Annotated in this window: 15 protein-coding genes; 7 read left to right on the forward strand and 8 right to left on the reverse strand. The window is 64.6% G+C overall.

Annotated features, from left to right (window positions below; genetic code table 11):
• Positions 1–47: 47 nt before the first annotated feature.
• Entirely contained in the window at positions 48–347 is a 300-nt protein-coding gene (locus tag GV002_RS07470; RefSeq protein ID WP_160017737.1) for a transcriptional repressor, read from the forward strand.
• Here the strand turns inward: GV002_RS07470 and dusA are convergent.
• Complete coding sequence (dusA, locus tag GV002_RS07475; RefSeq protein ID WP_160017738.1) at positions 344–1,336, reverse strand: tRNA dihydrouridine(20/20a) synthase DusA; 993 nt, start codon at positions 1,334–1,336, stop codon at positions 344–346. The two genes, GV002_RS07470 and dusA, sit on opposite strands and share 4 nt — an antisense overlap.
• A 184-nt stretch (positions 1,337–1,520) precedes the next feature.
• Here dusA and pqqF point away from each other — a divergent pair, with 184 nt between their 5' ends.
• From pqqF to nahK, 5 genes are all read left to right on the forward strand, one after another.
• A complete protein-coding gene (gene pqqF / locus GV002_RS07480; RefSeq protein ID WP_160017739.1) occupies positions 1,521–3,902 on the forward strand; it encodes a pyrroloquinoline quinone biosynthesis protein PqqF in 2,382 nt (793 codons plus the stop codon).
• 344 nt (positions 3,903–4,246) lie between these two features.
• Positions 4,247–5,431, forward strand: coding sequence for a porin (locus tag GV002_RS07485; RefSeq protein WP_160017740.1), 1,185 nt, complete (start codon positions 4,247–4,249; stop codon positions 5,429–5,431).
• 73 nt (positions 5,432–5,504) lie between these two features.
• Positions 5,505–5,897 (forward strand): hypothetical protein, encoded by a 393-nt coding sequence (locus GV002_RS07490; protein ID WP_160017741.1) that lies wholly within the window; start codon positions 5,505–5,507, stop codon positions 5,895–5,897.
• A gap of 261 nt (positions 5,898–6,158) precedes the next feature.
• On the forward strand, positions 6,159–7,322 hold the full coding sequence (gene nosP / locus GV002_RS07495; RefSeq protein ID WP_160017742.1) for a nitric oxide-sensing protein NosP: 1,164 nt from the start codon (positions 6,159–6,161) through the stop codon (positions 7,320–7,322).
• The gene (gene nahK, locus GV002_RS07500) at positions 7,252–9,894 is read left to right on the forward strand and encodes a hybrid sensor histidine kinase/response regulator NahK/ErcS' (RefSeq protein WP_178094624.1); all 2,643 of its coding nucleotides are present in this window, start codon (positions 7,252–7,254) and stop codon (positions 9,892–9,894) included. Before nosP ends, nahK begins: the two co-directional genes overlap by 71 nt.
• Positions 9,895–10,082: 188 nt before the next feature.
• Here nahK and GV002_RS07505 read toward each other — a convergent pair whose 3' ends face one another.
• The 7 genes from GV002_RS07505 to GV002_RS07535 form a co-directional block, all read right to left on the reverse strand.
• Positions 10,083–10,502, reverse strand: a complete 420-nt coding sequence (locus GV002_RS07505) for a GNAT family acetyltransferase (protein WP_160017744.1) — start codon at positions 10,500–10,502, stop codon at positions 10,083–10,085.
• A 194-nt stretch (positions 10,503–10,696) separates the two neighbouring features.
• The gene (locus GV002_RS07510) at positions 10,697–11,362 is read right to left on the reverse strand and encodes a response regulator transcription factor (protein ID WP_017363255.1); all 666 of its coding nucleotides are present in this window, start codon (positions 11,360–11,362) and stop codon (positions 10,697–10,699) included.
• A 23-nt stretch (positions 11,363–11,385) separates the two neighbouring features.
• Positions 11,386–11,961, reverse strand: coding sequence for a PQQ-dependent catabolism-associated CXXCW motif protein (locus GV002_RS07515; RefSeq protein WP_160017745.1), 576 nt, complete (start codon positions 11,959–11,961; stop codon positions 11,386–11,388).
• 240 nt (positions 11,962–12,201) lie between these two features.
• The gene (locus GV002_RS07520; RefSeq protein ID WP_160017746.1) at positions 12,202–12,993 is read right to left on the reverse strand and encodes an ABC transporter permease; all 792 of its coding nucleotides are present in this window, start codon (positions 12,991–12,993) and stop codon (positions 12,202–12,204) included.
• The gene (locus GV002_RS07525; protein ID WP_160017747.1) at positions 12,993–13,814 is read right to left on the reverse strand and encodes an ABC transporter ATP-binding protein; all 822 of its coding nucleotides are present in this window, start codon (positions 13,812–13,814) and stop codon (positions 12,993–12,995) included. The genes GV002_RS07520 and GV002_RS07525 overlap by 1 nt, the downstream gene beginning before the upstream one ends.
• The gene (locus GV002_RS07530; protein WP_160017748.1) at positions 13,811–14,776 is read right to left on the reverse strand and encodes a YVTN family beta-propeller repeat protein; all 966 of its coding nucleotides are present in this window, start codon (positions 14,774–14,776) and stop codon (positions 13,811–13,813) included. Before GV002_RS07530 ends, GV002_RS07525 begins: the two co-directional genes overlap by 4 nt.
• Before the next feature lie 101 nt (positions 14,777–14,877).
• Complete coding sequence (locus GV002_RS07535) at positions 14,878–16,059, reverse strand: ABC transporter substrate-binding protein (protein WP_160017749.1); 1,182 nt, start codon at positions 16,057–16,059, stop codon at positions 14,878–14,880.
• Positions 16,060–16,305: 246 nt separating this feature from the next.
• Between GV002_RS07535 and GV002_RS07540 the strand changes: the two genes are divergently transcribed.
• Entirely contained in the window at positions 16,306–16,743 is a 438-nt protein-coding gene (locus GV002_RS07540; protein ID WP_160018899.1) for a copper-binding protein, read from the forward strand.
• Positions 16,744–16,751: the final 8 nt, after the last annotated feature.

Genomic DNA, 16,751 nt, shown 5'->3' on the forward strand with positions numbered 1-16,751 from the left:
GAAGTCGGTGGAGTCCGACTTTAGACGAGCTGCCAAGGAGCCCGAACATGTCGACCCAAACCCTGCTTTCTCGTTCAGTTTCCGCAGGCCCGGATACGCGCCAGTGCCGTGAGTGGCTGCAGGCCGCCGGGCTGCGCTTCAGCATGCCCAGGCTCAAGGTGGTGGAGGCGCTGTGCAGCGCCAATGATGAAGAGGGCGTGTCCGCGCGCGAGCTGCATCGGCAACTGAGCGATGCCGGCGAACCGCTGTCGCTGGTCAGCGTGCGCCAGGTGTTGCGCCGCATGGAGGAAAACGGCTTGGTGCAGACGACAGGGCGTAGCCGCTATCGCCTGAGCGCGCCGGATTAATGCCCGCGTAGCAGTTCAGCCGCCTGGTCGAGCAGCGCCAGCGGGTCTTGCACCTTGTGAATGTCCACTGACAGCAGCTGGCGGAAGCGTCTTGCACCTGGGAAGCCTTGAGCCAAGCCCAGCACGTGACGGCTGACGTGATGCAGGGTGCCGCCCTCGTGCAGATGTTGCTCGACGTAGGGCTTGAGTGCGAGCAGGGCGTCCATGCGGGTAATTCCCGCGTCCGCGGCGCCGAACAGACGGCTGTCCACTTGCGCCAGCAGATAGGGGTTGTGATAGGCCTCGCGACCGAGCATCACGCCATCGAAGGTCTGCAGGTGCTGCTCGCATTCCTCGAGGGTCTTGATACCGCCGTTGAGAATGATCTCCAGGTCGGGGAAGTCCTGCTTGAGTTGAGCTGCCACGTCGTAGCGCAGCGGCGGAATCTCGCGGTTTTCCTTCGGCGACAGGCCTTCTAGGATGGCGATACGCGCATGCACAGTGAAGCTGCGGCAGCCGGCGTCGCGCACCTGGCCGACGAAATCGCACAGCTCGGCATAGCTGTCACGGCCATTGATACCGATGCGATGCTTGACCGTCACCGGAATGCTCACGGCGTCCTGCATGGCCTTCACGCAGTCGGCTACCAGCGCCGGATGGCCCATCAGGCAGGCGCCGATCATGTTGTTCTGCACACGATCACTGGGGCAGCCAACGTTCAGGTTCACCTCGTCATAGCCGTGTTCTTCGGCCATCTTGGCGCAGGTCGCCAGATCCTGCGGGTTGCTGCCGCCCAGCTGCAGTGCGATGGGATGTTCACATTCGCTGTAACGCAGGAAACGCTCGCGGTCGCCGTGGATCAGTGCGCCGGTGGTGACCATCTCGGTATAGAGCAGGGCGTGTCGCGACAGCTGACGGAGAAAGAACCGGCAGTGGCGGTCCGTCCAATCCATCATCGGGGCGACGGAGAAGCGGCGGGATAGGGCGGTGCGGTTGGAATCCTGGGACATGGGACGCTGTGACGGGCTGAAAAAAGGCTGCGTATTCTAGCAGCAAGCCCGCGCGGGACGGGCTTTTGTTGCTGACCAACCGGGGCATTGCGACCAACGTGTCGGTCTGTCTTGGCATAAAGCAGCATTGCCTGACAGTGGTGCAAGGGGCAGGCTTGACGGCAAGCTGTCCCGAGATTCGTCGATGTCCGATCAAGCCTCCGTTACCCGGCGCCTGGCCAATGGCGCGCTGCTGTGCGCGCAGCAACAGCCCTGGGCACAGCGGGTGGGATTGTGCCTGCGGGTGGCCGCGGGTAGTCATGACGAGCCAGCGGTCTATCCTGGCCTGGCGCATTTTCTCGAACATTTGCTGTTTCTCGGTAGCCGCGATTACCCGAGTGACCAGGGTTTGATGGCATTCGTTCAGCACCATGGCGGGCTGGTCAATGCCTCGACCCAGGCGCGGCATACCGATTTCGTCTGCGAGCTGCCGGGCGAGTTGCTGCAGTCGGCGCTGACGCGTCTGCTGGATATGCTCTGCCAGCCGCTGCTGGAGATCGACGCGCAACTGCGCGAGCGCGAGGTGCTGCACGCCGAATACCAGGCGCGTACTCAGGATGCCGACAGTCGCATCGATCATGCCCTGGGCCAGGCGCTCGCCGCCGGGCATCGTTGCGGCGACTTTCTGGCCGGGGATCGCAGCACACTGGATGTGGAGTCGCCGCTGTTTCAGCAGGCGCTGCGTGATCATCACCAGCGTCACTACCAGGCTCGGCAGATGTGCCTGACCCTGGTCGGGCCGCAACCGGCAGAGCAGTTGCTGGATGTCGCCGAGGCGCTGCTCGGGGCCTTGCCGCCGGGCGAGGGCGCCGCCTGTTCCGTGCCGCCGGCCGACCTGCTGCCGCTGCGGGCGCCGTGCATGCACCTGCAACACATTCGTTCCGGGGTGTACCTGGGTGTTGCCGTTCAGCTCGATACTCGCGACCTGGACGCGTCATTGCAGCTGTTGCTGGATACCCTGCATGATCCTGGACCTGGCGGCCTGCTGAGCGGTTTGCGAGCACTGCAGTTGTGTCGGCAGCTGCAGGCGCGGGTGCTGTATCTGCACGAGGGGCAATGCCTGCTGCGTCTGGACTTTCTGGGTGCCACAGCGGAGCAGGGCGCGACCTTGCGCGAGGTTTTACGGAGTTGGGCTGCGCAGTTGCATGGCCATGCAGACTGGCCGCTGCGGCTGCAGCACCACCAGCAGGCCGCCGCGCTCAGGTTGCTCGGGCTCAGCCCGTTGGCCCTGGCCAGGGAGCTGCAATCGCCTGCTCAGGACGATAGTCACACCTTGCGCGGCCTGAATGCCTTGCTGGCTTGCCTGGCTCGCGGTGACGGACTGATCGAATTGCAGTGCAGTGAGCAGGCGCAGCCCCAGTGGCCGGCAATCGGATTGGCGTTGCCATTGCAGGCCCTGCCGATGCAGGCAGCGGCGTCGGTACCGAAGCGCGAATGGCGGCTGCCTGGCAATGATCCGTTGCTGGCCGGTGCTGCCGTGAAATCGGCCGTTCTGCCGCTGGCCGCGATGCGACATCATCCAGGGCAGGCCGAAGGTGGGCCGGCTGCGCTTTACTGGCGGGGCCCCTGTTCAGGCGCCGGTGAGGCGGCTGTCATGGCGGCGGGTTTGCTGGCGCGCAGCGCTGATCTGCGCTGGCGTGGTGAGCGGCTTGGCATCGGCAGCCAGTTGAGTGTGCAAGCAACTGGCTGGACCCTTTCATTGCGCGGGCCCGCACCACTGTTGCCGGCCTTCAGCGCAAGGCTGGTGGCGCTGCTGTTGGCGCGTGTCGATGAGCTGGCTGCGCCCACTTCCCAGGGCATGCTGCTACGAGAGCTGCTGCAGCGTTTGCCGCTGCTCTGCGAGCTGCCTGCGGTATCGCGGCTGGAGGGGCTGAGCATCGGGCTTGGGGCGAGTGAACAGGTGCAACTGACCGAGCTGTGCGCGGCTGTCGAGGCGCTTGCGGATCTGCCGCTCACGCCACGCATCGAGACCGGGATCGACTGGCATCAGGTCGCGCAGCCAGGCACGGATGCCGCGTTGCTGTTGTTCTGCCCGCTGCCTGCCGGCGATGCCTGTACCGAGGCCGCCTGGCGCTTGCTCGGGCAGGTACTGCAGGGGCGTTTCTACCAGCGCCTGCGTGGCGAGTTGCAATTGGGCTATGCCTTGTTCGCCGGTTTCCGCCAGGTGGAAGGCTGTCGGGGGTTGCTGTTTGCCCTGCAGTCGCCGGTTTGCGAGGCAGCTGACATCTTCGACCATATCCGCTCTTTTCTGGGCGAGCAGCGTCAACTGCTCGCAGCGCTGGACGACGCAGCCGTGTCGCGATACCGCGATGCTCTGCAGCCCGCACTGAGCCCGGCCAAGGCCAACCTGCCGCGCGCCGAGCAGCTGTGGCAGCTGCATCTGGCCGGCTTGCCCGAGGTGCACCTGCAACGGGTGCAGCAGGCCTTGTCAGCTCTGACCAGGAGCGGTCTGCTCCAGGCAAATGAGCAGCTGCTAAGCGCCAGCGACTGGCGTGTACTGGCCAGCGGGGCGCCGTCACCAGCCTAGGCTGCGTTCTCCTCAGCGCTCTTTGCGCGACTCTCTGGAATGTCCAACGCCCTTTTTCTGCAAGAGCCCCGACCCGGGCGAGGCTCTGCCTTGCGGCGTTCTTTCGATTCGCCGCTGCGGTCTCGCTCTTGTGGTCTTACTACGCCCTTGGGCTGGTCCGGTACTACGACCTTTCTCCCACTACCGGTAGCAGGTCGGTCGCGAGCCGGCGGAAGCGGGACGGTAGCGCTCGGCCAAAGCAGCAGCGAACCACTGCCAAGGCAGCGTATGGCGCGCCGGACCTGCTTTCGATAATCGCCTCCGACACGACTGCCCTGGCGGTCGCCACTCAAGCGGAGAGCGTTATGCACAACAACAAGATCGCCATCACTCGACTTCTGCCCCTGACCCTGGCCACTGCCGTCGCACTGGCGACTGCGCAGCAGGCTGCCGCCGAGATCGTCCTGTACGACAAGGACGACACCACGTTTTCCACCGACGGCTATATCAACGCCTTCTATGTCAACAGCGACGTGGATCGTGACGGCGAGCAGTTCGACCGTCGCCAGTCGCGGGTGAAGATGGGCTTTCTGCCCAACTGGATCGGCTTCAACTTCGGCAAGCAGATCGACGATCTGAAACTGACCGGCCGCTCGTCCTTCTGGGTCACCATCAACGACAGCGAAACCAACGGTACCGATACCGCCATCGACGTTCGCCAGTTTTACGGCACCGTTTCCAGTCCGGAGTGGGGCGAGGTGCTGGTGGGCAAGGACTTCGGCCTGTTCTCGCGCTCCAACATCTTCCTCGACGAGCTGCTGGCCGGTTACGGTAACGTCTCCGACACCCTCGGTCTGGTGGACGGCACCGGCGTGTCGTTCGGCAACATCGGCACCGGCTACCCGTACCCGTTCCCGACTTCGCAGATCACCTACCGCAACAACAACCTGGCCGAAGGCCTGCGCGTCGCGGTCGGCATCATGGACCCGGTCGACACCAACGACGACAGCGCCACCGGCAAGGCCTATCAGGAAAACCCGCGCTTCGAATCGGAAGTCAGTTACCAGTTCGACGTGGGTGACTCGACCATCTACACCTGGGTCAACGGCGCCTACCAGACTTCCGAGAACACCGATGACACCGTCGACAGCGTAACTTCCAAGGGTCTGGGTTATGGCGTGCAGGCCAAGTTCGGCGGCCTGTCGCTGACCGGTTCGGGCTTCCAGGCCAAGGGCATCAACCCGTTCTTCACCAACAACCTGGGCGAGCCGACCCTGCGTGATATCGACAGCGACGGTTACCTGCTGCAGGGCTCCTACACCTGGGGCAAGAACCGTGTGGCGTTGTCCTACGGCAAAACCGAGGACGACGGCAACGGCCTGGGCGTGGCAGCGGACTACGAGACCCGCGGCATCGCCTACTTCCGCACCATCAACGACAACCTCAAGCTGGTCGCCGAGTACAACCAGTACCAGATCGACGCCGCCGCCGGCAGCGGTCTGAACGAGGACACCGACACCTTCGCCGTCGGTGCGGTACTGAGCTGGTAAGCAACGCGGCTTGCAGATGACGGGAGGCCCGAGTGCCTCCCGTTCTTTTTAGGGATCGAAAGAGAAAAACCTGATGATCGGACTCTGGAGCGAATCGGCTCAATCCTACCTGCTGGTGCTGGCGGTCAGCACCACGCTGGTCTTCGCGCTGCCCATCTTCCTCGTGCCACTGACCTGGGCCCGTTTGATGCGCTGGCGCATTCCGCAGGACATCGACCTGGCGGTGTATTTCGGGCGCTGCCTGGGCGCCTTCATCCTCATCGTCGAGGCCCTGATGTTGCGCGCCGCGCTGACCGGCGAAGCGCTGCACACCACCTTCGAGGTACTGGCAGCGGTGGCCCTGTTGATGGTGCTGGTGCATGTGCACGGCGCGATCAAGCGCATTCAGCCGTGGACGGAAACCCTGGAGATCGCCTTCTACGCCGGGATGTTCGTGCTGACCCTGATGTTCTGGCCTGCGTCGTGAGGACGCCGGTGCGCGCGGCGCACCCTACACAAGCATGGCGACGTCCCAGGTAGGGTGCGCCATGCGCACCAGCGATCCCTACCTATTGAATTGCAGCTCGCGCTCGAGCCAGGCACGGCATGATCAAGGTGGTGGCGTGCGTCGCGTACTGCTTCGCGAGTACGCCCTTCGGATCGACTACCCAGTACTCAAGTAGCATGGGGCGGCCAGCGCCGGCTTCGTAGAATTTCCCCATGATCAGCAGGTGCATTGGGGCGTGATATGGCCTTGCAACAGTCCGAAGGCGTGCTCAGCGCCCTATCCAGCACGAAGGACGTGGAATTGGCCGCTCAGGAACTGGCACGCCAGCTGATCCACCCTTATCTCGGTTTCGTGTTGTTCTTCTGCTCGGCCGAGTACGACCTCGACGGCCTCGGCCAGGCGCTGGAGGCACACTTTGGTGGTGTCAGCCTGGTCGGCTGCACCAGTGCCGGCGAGATCACCCCGCAGGGCTACGGGCGTGGTTGCGTGGTGGCGCTGGGCTTCGACCTGCGCTGCTTTTCCATCGCCAGCGTGTTGATCGACGAGATGGAGCGCTTCAATCTGCTCGACGCGCAGCAACTGGTCGATGGCCTGGTCAAGGCCTGCCGCAGCAACGAACTGGCTTCGATCAAGGGTCACAGTTTCGCCCTGACCCTGCTCGACGGCCTGTCCAGCCGCGAAGAACTGGTGCTCGGCGCACTCAGTGCGGCGCTGGGCAGCATCCCGCACTTCGGCGGGTCGGCCGGCGACGACAACCACCTGACCCACACTCACGTCTACCACGGCGGCCGCTTTCACAGCGGCGCGGCGGTGGTGGTGCTGTTCAACACCTGGCTGGAGTTCGAGGTGTTCAGCACCCATCACATCCAGCCCCGTGCGGAAAAACTGGTGGTGACCCGTGCCGACAGTGCCACGCGCCGGGTGTACGAACTCAATGCCGCGCCGGCCGCGCAGGAATATGCCGACCTGATCGGCGTGCCGGTCGAGGCGCTGGATCTGCGTGCGTTCGCGGCCTATCCGCTGGCGGTGCGGATCAGCGATCACTATTACGTACGCTCGATCCAGCAGGTGCATGACGACCTCAGCCTGACCTTCTACTGCGCGGTGGAGAACGGCATCGTCCTCACCGCCATGCATCCTGGGCCGCTGCTGCCCAACCTGCAGCAGCTGTTCGCCGGGCTCGAGCAGCGCCTCGGTCCGCTGCTGCTGACCATCGGCTGCGACTGCTTCCTGCGCCGCCTGGAGATCGAGAACGATGGCGGCGTCGAGTCGGTCGCCACACTGCTGCGCCAGCAGCGGGTGATCGGCTTCAACACCTATGGAGAGCAGTTCAATGGCATGCACATCAACCAGACCTTTACCGGTGTCGCCATTGGCCGACCTGTTGGGCGTGCCGAGCGCTGAGCTGCAGGCCCACTGTGCGGCGCTGGAGCAGGAGAACGCCAAGCTCAAGCGCATCAATGCCGCGCTGATCGAACGGGTCGAGTCGATCCACTCGCGGGGCGACGATGCCTACGCGGCCTTCCAGCACTCGGTGGTGCTCTCCGAGCAGGTGCGTGAACGCACCGATGCGCTGAACCAGGCGATGGCCGAACTGAAATCCAGCAACCAGCTGCTCAGCGATGCGCGGCTGCGTGCCGAGACCGCGCATCAGCATCTGATCGACGCCATCGAGAGCATCTCCGACGCCTTCGTGCTGTTCGATGATCGTCAGCGCATCGTGCTGTTCAACAGCCGCTTCAAGGCACTGTGGGCGCGCAGCCGCGCGCGCATCGGTACCGGCACACGGCTGGAAGAGATTCGCCGCCTGAGCCGCAGCACCGGCCTGGTGGTGGAGGCGCAACTGGGCAAGGAGGGCGAGCCGAGCCTGTTCCGCCTGCAGGACGGGCGCTGGGTGCAAGTCAGCGAACGACCGACCCGCGAAGGCGGGCTGGTGATCCTCTATACCGACATCACCGAGGTGAAGCAGAGCGAGGCGCTGCGCCGCGAGCAGGCCCTGGCGCAAAAGTCACGCCTGCTGCAGCGCGCGGTCGACAACCTGTCGCAGGGCATGGCCATGGTCAATGCCGAGGGCGCGCTGGAGTTGTGGAATCACCGTTTTCTCGAACTCTGCGGCCTGGCGCCGATCAACGCCCATCGGCCGTTCGCTGAAGTGATGGCGGAAAGCGAGCTGCAGCTACTGACCCCGGACAGCCGAGATGCCGTCGGCAAACCGCTGCGCCAGGTGGAGGTGCGCCTGTTCGATGGGCGCATGCTCGAAGTGCGCACCCATCCGCTGCCTACCGGCGGCTTCGTCAACACTTTCACCGATATCACCGAGCGTCATCGCCAGGCCCAGGCGCTGAGCGATAGCGAGCGCTGGATTCGCCTGATCACTGACCACGTGCCGGCGCTGATCGCCTACCTGTCGGCCGACCTGGTCTACGAGTTCACCAACAAGGTCTACGAGGAATGGTACTGCTGGCCACGTGGCGCCATGCTCGGCCAGAGCTTGCGCGACGTGCACAGTGAGGAGCATTGCCAGCGCCTGGAGCCTTACGTCGAGCTGGCCCTGTCCGGCGAGAGCGTGACCTTCGAGTTCGCCGAAACCAACCACAACGGTCAGGAGCGCTACATGCTGCGTTCCTACGTGCCCAACCGCCAGGCCTGCGGCGAGGTAGTCGGCATCTTCGTGCTGATCCGCGACATCACCGAGCGCCGCCGCACCGCCGAGGCGCTGCACCAGGCCTACCAGCACCTGGAGCAGCGCGTGCGCGAGCGTACCGCCGAGCTGACCACAGTCAACGACCAGTTGCGCCGCGAGATCGATGAGCGCACGCAGATGGAGGCGCGCCTGCGTGAGGCCAAGGGTGAGGCCGAGCAGGCCAACCTGTCCAAGACCAAGTTCCTCGCTGCCGTCAGCCATGACCTGCTGCAGCCGCTCAATGCGGCGCGGCTGTTCACCAGTGCCTTGCTGGAGAAGAACGACCTGTCCGGCTGCGCGCCGCTGGTGCGCAACGTCAGCAACTCACTGGAAGACGTCGAGAGCCTGCTCGGCACGCTGGTGGACATTTCCAAACTCGATGCCGGGGTGATCAAGCCGGATATCGCGCCGTTTGCCGTCAGCGAGCTGCTGGAGAACCTGGCCGCCGAGTATCACCAGATCGCCGGTAGTGAGGGTTTACGTCTGGACTACCTGCCCAGCTCGGCTCTGGTGCGCAGCGATGTGCAACTGCTGGCGCGCATCCTGCGTAATTTCCTCAGCAACGCCATTCGCTACACCGCCAGCGGGCGCATCCTGCTGGGCTGCCGACGGCGCGGCAACAGCCTGTCCATCGAGGTCTGGGACACCGGCATCGGCATCGCCCAGGACAAGCGGGTGGAAATCTTTCAGGAGTTCAAACGCGGCGACAACGTGCAGCGCAAGCAGGATCGCGGCCTGGGCCTGGGTCTGGCGATCGTCGAGAAAATCGCGCGCATGCTCGGCCACCGCATCCGCGTAGCGTCGCAGCTGGGCAGAGGGTCGATGTTCGCCGTGGAAGTGCCGCTGACCCGTCGCGCCCCGCGCGCGCGTGCCGTGCAGGACAGCCCGGACCAGTTGCTCGAACGCCTCAGCGGTGCGCGGGTCTGGGTGCTGGATAACGATGCGGCGATCTGCGCGGGCATGCGCACCCTGCTCGAGGGCTGGGGCTGCCGGGTGGTCACGGCGCTGAGCGAAGAAGACCTGGCGCGCCAGGTGGACAACTACCACGCCGAGGCCGACCTACTGATCGCCGACTACCACCTTGATGATGAGCGCAATGGCGTCGATGCCGTGGCGCAGATAAACGCCCGACGCAGTGCGCCGCTACCGGCACTGATGATCACCGCCAACTACAGCAACGAACTCAAGCAGCAGATGCGCGAGCTCGGCCACAGCCTGCTGCACAAACCGGTGCGGCCGATGAAGCTGAAGGCGGCGATGAGTCACCTGATGGAGCGCGGGGCGGGGGCTTGAAATGGTCGTTCGCCCCGGTGCGCACGGCGCACCCTACGATTCAGCGATACGCCAAAGATATCGACGGTTGCGATGGCCCTGTAGGGTGCGCTGCGCGCACCGGAGCTGGCCCGTAGCCCGGATGTAATCCGGGAAGGATCATGCCGTTCTGCCCCGGATTGCATCCGGGCTACGATACGGGCGCGCCGTCAATCATCTGCGATCAGGCGTTTGCCCAGGCTGACGGATGCATCGACCTTGTAGCCAAGCCGCTCGTAGAAGGCCAAAGCTGACGCGTTGGTGTCGCGCACCTGCAGGCTGAGCTTGGGGCAGCCCAGGGCCAGCAACTGTTCTTCGATATACACCATCAACTGACGGGCCAGGCCCTGCTGGCGTTGCTGCGGGCACATCGCCAGGTAGTTGACCCAGCCGCGATGCCCCTCGTAGCCGGCCATGGCCGAGGCCACCAGCTTGCCGTCGATCTCGCCTACCAGAAACAGCTCGGGCTGCACCTTCAGCTTGCGCTGGATGTCCTTGTACGGATCGTTCCAGGGGCGGACCAGGTCGCAGCGTTGCCAGAGATCGACGACGGCGGCTTCGTCGGTGAGCCGGAAGGGGCGGATGTGCATGGTGAACTCCATCAGAACCAGTGCAAAGCCTGCTGCCAGGAACGCAGGCATTCAGGCAAAGCCGCCGTTTTAGCACGGGTTGATGACGGGCGTCAGGACAACCTCGTCCGTCACTCCCGCGAAGGCGGGAGCCCAGGTGCTTCTCGGTTTCTGGCTTACCGCCTGCGTGGGAATGGCAGCCAACCTATCGGGCACTAGCGCCGCAGGTAGGAGGCGAAGTCGATATCGCCTGCCGAGAGTATCGCCTGCACCCGGTTATGCACGCCGAGCTTGCGCAGAATGGCCGAGACGTGGGCTTTGACCGTGGTTTCGGCGATATCCAGGCTGTAGGCGATCTGCTTGTTCGACTCGCCCTTGGTCATGCGTTCGAGTACCAGCAGTTGCTTGCGCGTCAGCGCCTGCAGCAGTTCCGGGGCGATGCTGTGGTTGTCGTGGTGCTGGCGTGAGCTGCCGCTCTTCTGCGAGCGGATGATGTCCGGCGGCAGGTAGACGTTGCCGTCGAGAATCTGCGCGATGGCGTCGGTCATCTGCGCGCGTGGCGAGGACTTGGTGATGAAGCCCACTGCGCCATAGGTGATGGCCTGCAGCACGATCTGCTTGTCCTGCTCGGCCGAGACGATCACCACCGGAATGGTCGGTGCCTCGTTGCGCAGATTCATCAACCCGCCCAGGCCATGCATCCCAGGCATGTTCAGGTCGAGCAGGATCAGGTCCAGGTCGTCGTGGCTCTGGGTCAGCTCCAGGGCGCTGTCCAGGTCGGCGGTTTCCATGATCTCGCTGCCGGGAAAACCGTCGGCGATGACGTTGTGGATGGCTTCACGAAACAGCGGATGATCGTCGGCAATCAGAATCTTGTACATGGCCTTGCACCTCGTTGTTGTGATTATGGGGTGGCGGTGGGCGTGAGGAAAGCGGCAGGCAATTCGGCAGGTTGGGCGGGCACCAGAGGCAGGCCGGCCTGTTCCCAGGCATCGACGCCATCACGGTACCAGTAGATCTGGCGATAGCCCATGGCATGGGCGCGGCGCGCGGCGTTCCAGCTCAACCAGCAATCGGAGCGGCAGTAGAATACGAAGGGTTGGCGCATATCGCCACGGCTCTGCTGGTGCAGGTAGTAGGTGAAGTAGCGATGCCATTGCGGAGCCAGGTTGCCGTCGCCGGCATTGGCCAGCCACAGACTGCCGGGCAGGTTGGCGTGGGGCGCGTCCTCGATGAAGCGTCCTTGCACCCAGGGGCGACGGTAGACATCGATCAGGCGGGTATCCGGGCGCTCGGCGAGCAGCTTCTGCAGGGCGGGAGTATCGACGATCTGCACGCCTTCCAGGCTGGCTGGCGTGGGGCTGCGGTACTGGCTGCTGCGATAGCCATCGGCATCGAACAGCTCTTCGGCACGCACGATGCAGACCAGCAGCAGGGAGGCGAACATCAGGCCCGCTTGCACGGGCAGACGGTACTTCATGGCAAGGTCTCTACTTATTGTTGTGCCGGTATTACAGGCCATGGTCGCAGGCTTGGGAATTCTACGTTGGAGAGGAAAAGCAGTACCAAAGTAGTAGTTGTGAGCGGTGATTGCTCCCACGCTCTGCGTGGGAGCAGATGGCATGGCGCTCTGCGCCGGTTCTGACTGACCGGCAGGTTCGACGCCGGACGCGGAGCGTCCTGGGATGCGTTCCCACGCGGAGCGTGGGAACGATCATGATCAGCCCACCTTGCGCAGCGCCGCATGCTGCGGGTTGAAGCTGGCCACGGCGAGCAGCGTCAGCAGCGCGCTGAGGCCGGCGCAGATCAGCAGTGCATCGAGGTGCAGGCGCAGGTAGAGCGCGTTGCGTACCAGCTCCACGGCGTGGGTGAAGGGGTTGACCGCACACAGCCAGTACAGCCACTCGCTGGACTCGCGCATCTTCCACAGCGGGTACAGCGCAGACGACAGAAAGAACAGCGGGAAGATAACGAAATTCATCACCCCGGCAAAGTTCTCCAGTTGTCGTATACCGTTGGACAACAGCAGCCCCAGCGCGCTGAGCAGCAGCGCCACCAGCAGCAGCGCCGGCAGCGCGGCGAGCAGACCCCAGGCCGGTGGCTGCACGCCATAGACCCAGGCGATGGCGAGGAAGGCATAGACCTGTAGCAGCGAGATCAGCGCCGTGGCCAGCAGTTTGGCGGCCAGCAGGAATGCGCGCGGCAGCGGGCTGGTGAGCAGTACGCGCATGCTGCCCATCTCGCGGTCGTAGACCATCGACAGCGAGCCCTGCATGCCGTTGAACAGCAGGATCATGCAGGCCAGGCCCGGCACGATGTAGGTGTCGTAAGTGATGTAGGTGTCGTAAGGCTCGATGATGGCGATGCCCAGCGCGGCACGAAAGCCTGCGGCGAACACCAGCAGCCACAATAGCGGGCGTACCAGGGCGCTGAGAAAGCGCGAGCGTTGCAGCACGAAGCGCAGCCATTCGCGCAAGACGATGCCGCGCAGGCATTCCCAGTAAGCGGTCATCAGCGAACACCTCGCGTAGGGTGCGCCGTGCGCACCGGGGCCGTTTCATTATCGCCAACGTCTTCGGCGCGTTTTGGCCGCAGCGCCTCGCGCACATGGCCACGGCCCAGCGCCTCGTCGCCGGTCAGGCGGGCGAAGCTGATGCCCAGGTCATCGCCGAACTGGCTGGCCTTACCCCAGGCCACACGTTCGCCACGGTGCAGGATCAGCAGGTCGTCGTTGGACTCGATCTCGTCCAGCAGATGGGTCGTCCACAGCACGCACAGGCCCTGCTCGCGGCACAGGTTGCGTACGTGCCGGCCCAGCGCCAGGCGGCTGGCCGGGTCGAGCCCGGCGCTGGCCTCGTCGAGCAGCAGCAGGCGCGGCTGGTGGAGCAGGGCGCGGGCGATCTCCACGCGACGCCGGTGGCCGCCATTGAGCGTGCGCACCTTGTCGTGACGGCGCTCTGCGAGATCCTGGCGCAGCAGCTCCTCGTCGATGCGCACCTGCGCCTCGCGGCGCGGCATGCCGTGCAGCGCGGCGTGATAGGCGAGGTTCTGCTGCACCGACAGGTCGAGATCCAGCGTGCTCTGCTGGAACACCACACCGAGCTGGCGCAGCGCCTGGCGCGGTTCGTCGCGCAGGCTGTGGCCGAAGATGCGGATATCGCCCTGCTGCAGGTCATAGAGGCGGGTGAGCAGGGCGATCAGCGTGGACTTGCCGGCGCCGTTGGGCCCAAGCAGGGCGCCGAAGCGTCCCGGCGCCAGCTCGAAGGCCAGGTCGCTGAGCGCCTGGCGCGCGCCATAGGCGAAACCGACGCCGCTCACCTCCAGGGCGTTCATGGCGTTACCACCACGCCCCAGGGGTAGCGACCGACCTTGATCGACTTGGTCACCTTGAGACTGTCGACGTCGATCACCGACACATCGCCGCTGACGCCGTTGGTGGTCAGCAGGCGCTTCTGATCCGGGGTGAACGCCATGTGCCAGACGCGCCGGCCCACCAGCAGGTAGTCGAGAATCTCGAAGGTCCTGGCATCCACCACCGCCACATGGTTGGCCGGGCCGAGGGCGACGAAGGCGTATTTGCCATCGTCCGAAAGCTTGACTCCCACCGGCTGTACCTTGTCCGGGTGCACACCCTTGATGGCGAAGTTGAGCACCTTGAGCACTTGGCGCGAGTCCACATCCAGCACCGTCACCGTGCCGCCAATCTCGGCCGAGGCCCATAGGCGTTTGCCGTCCTTCTCGAACTCGACGTGGCGCGGGCGCTGGTCGACCAGGGTGTTGTCCACCAGTTGCTGGGTGCGGGTGTCGATCCAGTGCAGCATGTTGGTGGTTTCGCTGGTGTTGACCGCCCACTTGCCGTCCGGGCTTACCGCCATGCCTTCGGGCTCCACGCCCACTTCGATCTGCGCCAATACCTCGTCGCTCTGCGCGTCAACCACCGTGACAAGGGCATCGTCCTCGTTGGAGATGTACAGCCAGCGGTCGTTGGGGTGCAGTGCGAACTGCTCGGGGTCGGCGCCGGAGGGCAGCTCCTTGATGATGGTGCGCGTGGCCAGGTCCATCACCTGCACGCGGTCCGAGTCGCTGGCGCAGATGTACAAAAGCCTGTTGTCGGAAGACAGCAGCAGCCCGCGCGGGCGCATGCCGACGTCGAGAGTGGCGGTGACTTCGAGGCTGTCCAGGTCGATGACGCTGATGCTGTCATCCTTTTCGTTGGACACGTAGGCGGTGGCGGCGAAGGCCGAGTGGCAGGCCAGGCCGAAGGCGACGGCGCAGGCGAGACGGGTCAGACGCATGGGGTTGATCCTCTTGTTGTTGTCTTTGGCGGCGCGTTGTGTAGGAGGTGCGCGCGGCGCACCCTACGGTTCGGTGTAGGTAGGGTGCGCCGTGCGCACCATCAGTGGGTGGTACTCGCCAGATCGCAGCTCACTTCAGGCCGGTCGTAGCCGAGGCTGTCCATTTCGTTGTGCGGGTGCAGAAAACCGTCCTGCGGCGAGGTGCTGACCAGGGCGCGTGGATGCACCAGCGCAATGGGCTGGCGCAGCTCACCGTTCCACGGGCGGAAGCTCAGCTTGCGACCCTTGAAGCCGTCCAGCGGCAGTTGTTCGTTCAGCAGCAGGTGGCGAATGCCCTGCGGCTCGGCAGCGCGCAGCTTGGTCACGCCGGTGGCGATGCTGCGCACGGCCATCCAGGCGGCGAAGTCGCGGTCGTTCATCCAGCGTCCGGCCAGTGCCTCGAAGCGTTTCTGCAATTGCGTGGCACCGAAGGTTTCCACCGTCTTGTGCCAGGCGGTCGGGGTCAGTCCCTGGGTGCCTGCTACCGGGCGCGGATACCAGGTGTTGTAGGGCAGGTACTCGCCGAAGTCGCCACGTTCGTCGGCCACCAGCACCACGTCGTACTCGCTGGCCTGGGTAAACAGCGGCATTTCCGCCTGGGCGCTGCGCCGTTGGTCGTTGTCGAAGCTCCACGACTTTTCGGCGACGATCTTGTGGCCGAAGCGTTTGGCGGCGTGCTTGAGCGCGTCGGCATAGGCGATGTCGTCCGCGGTGGTGCCGGTCACCAGCAGCCAGCGCGTCCATTTGCGCACGGCGAGAAACTGCGCCAGAGCATCGGCCAGCATGGCGCGGCTGGGCAGGGTGTGCAGCACGTTGCCCAGGCATTGCTCGCGGCGCAGGCCGTCGTCGGCGCTGCCGGCATTGAGCAGCAGGCTGTCCGGCAGGCGCTCGCTGAGCTGGCGCAGGGTGGCGGCGGGGGCATTGACCACGAACAGGCGGATGCCGGCCTGGTGCAGGCGTTCGGCAGCGGCGAGCACGTCACTCGTCTCCGCGCTTTCGGCGCTTTGCAACTCGAACTGCTGCTTGAGAAAACGCCCGGTGCTGTTGCTGTCGATGATCGCCAGCTCGGCGCCACGGCGGCCGGCGTCGGCGGGTTCAGGAATGACGTTGGAGAGCAAAGGGCCGCGTGGCGGCAGATGCGCCAGGTAGCCGATACGTACCTGCAAGTCGTTCGCGCTGGCGCCGGCCGCCACGCCAAATACGGCGGCGAGGCAGAACAACAGGCGGCAACTGATGCGGTGCATGGGGCGACTCCTGCAGAGGGTGTCGCCAGCATAGGAAGCGCAATCGGCTCGGGAAATATGCCCAAGGTAGCGCCGGGCACGTACGAAGGTAGTAGTTCGCACGGTCGCAAGGGCTGGGGTGGAGCGGCGGCGGGCCGGGAAATATGCCCAAAGTACCAGTGCGTCAGTACCAAGGTAGTACCCCGGCGCAGGCCGTTACTTCCTAGCATGGCAGGCAATGTCCAATAACAAGAACAGGTGAACGCCATACGTATTTTCAAGGCCCTGCTATTGCCGCTGCTGTTGATCATCAGCCTGCTCGGTGTCGACCAGTTGCACGCTGCCGGTGACATGACCCGACGCCCGCTGACATTGCCCGATCTGGTGCTGGGCAGCGACGACAGCGACTACTCCATGTCGCAGACTGAATACCAGCTGGAAACCGGCCAGGCCTACCAGCTCAAGATCATCTCCAACGGGCAAAAGGAATACGCCTTCCAGGCGCCGGAGTTCGCCACTTCCATCTACCTGCGCAAGGTCGAGGCCGGCGGCGTGGAGGTGAAGGCCGTCACCCTTACCGAACTGGAGTTCGAGGACGCTGGCGAGGCGGAGATCTTCTTCCTGCCGGTCAAGCCGGGCAAATACCGCTTCTACGCCAAGGGTCTGGAGGGCAAGGGCATGCTCGGCCACTTCGTGGTCAAGTAGCGGGGGCA

The sequence above is a fragment of the Pseudomonas sp. 8O genome, from assembly GCF_902506495.1.
Classification (GTDB): Bacteria; Pseudomonadota; Gammaproteobacteria; order Pseudomonadales; family Pseudomonadaceae; genus Aquipseudomonas; species Aquipseudomonas chaetocerotis.

Coding starts and splice junctions, on each gene's coding strand:
- GV002_RS07470 (WP_160017737.1), top strand. CDS start 48: ATGTCGACCCAAACCCTGCTTTCTCGTTCAGTTTCCGCAGGCCCGGAT.
- dusA (WP_160017738.1), bottom strand. CDS start 1,336: ATGTCCCAGGATTCCAACCGCACCGCCCTATCCCGCCGCTTCTCCGTC.
- pqqF (WP_160017739.1), top strand. CDS start 1,521: ATGTCCGATCAAGCCTCCGTTACCCGGCGCCTGGCCAATGGCGCGCTG.
- GV002_RS07485 (WP_160017740.1), top strand. CDS start 4,247: ATGCACAACAACAAGATCGCCATCACTCGACTTCTGCCCCTGACCCTG.
- GV002_RS07490 (WP_160017741.1), top strand. CDS start 5,505: ATGATCGGACTCTGGAGCGAATCGGCTCAATCCTACCTGCTGGTGCTG.
- nosP (WP_160017742.1), top strand. CDS start 6,159: ATGGCCTTGCAACAGTCCGAAGGCGTGCTCAGCGCCCTATCCAGCACG.
- nahK (WP_178094624.1), top strand. CDS start 7,252: ATGGCATGCACATCAACCAGACCTTTACCGGTGTCGCCATTGGCCGAC.
- GV002_RS07505 (WP_160017744.1), bottom strand. CDS start 10,502: ATGCACATCCGCCCCTTCCGGCTCACCGACGAAGCCGCCGTCGTCGAT.
- GV002_RS07510 (WP_017363255.1), bottom strand. CDS start 11,362: ATGTACAAGATTCTGATTGCCGACGATCATCCGCTGTTTCGTGAAGCC.
- GV002_RS07515 (WP_160017745.1), bottom strand. CDS start 11,961: ATGAAGTACCGTCTGCCCGTGCAAGCGGGCCTGATGTTCGCCTCCCTG.
- GV002_RS07520 (WP_160017746.1), bottom strand. CDS start 12,993: ATGACCGCTTACTGGGAATGCCTGCGCGGCATCGTCTTGCGCGAATGG.
- GV002_RS07525 (WP_160017747.1), bottom strand. CDS start 13,814: ATGAACGCCCTGGAGGTGAGCGGCGTCGGTTTCGCCTATGGCGCGCGC.
- GV002_RS07530 (WP_160017748.1), bottom strand. CDS start 14,776: ATGCGTCTGACCCGTCTCGCCTGCGCCGTCGCCTTCGGCCTGGCCTGC.
- GV002_RS07535 (WP_160017749.1), bottom strand. CDS start 16,059: ATGCACCGCATCAGTTGCCGCCTGTTGTTCTGCCTCGCCGCCGTATTT.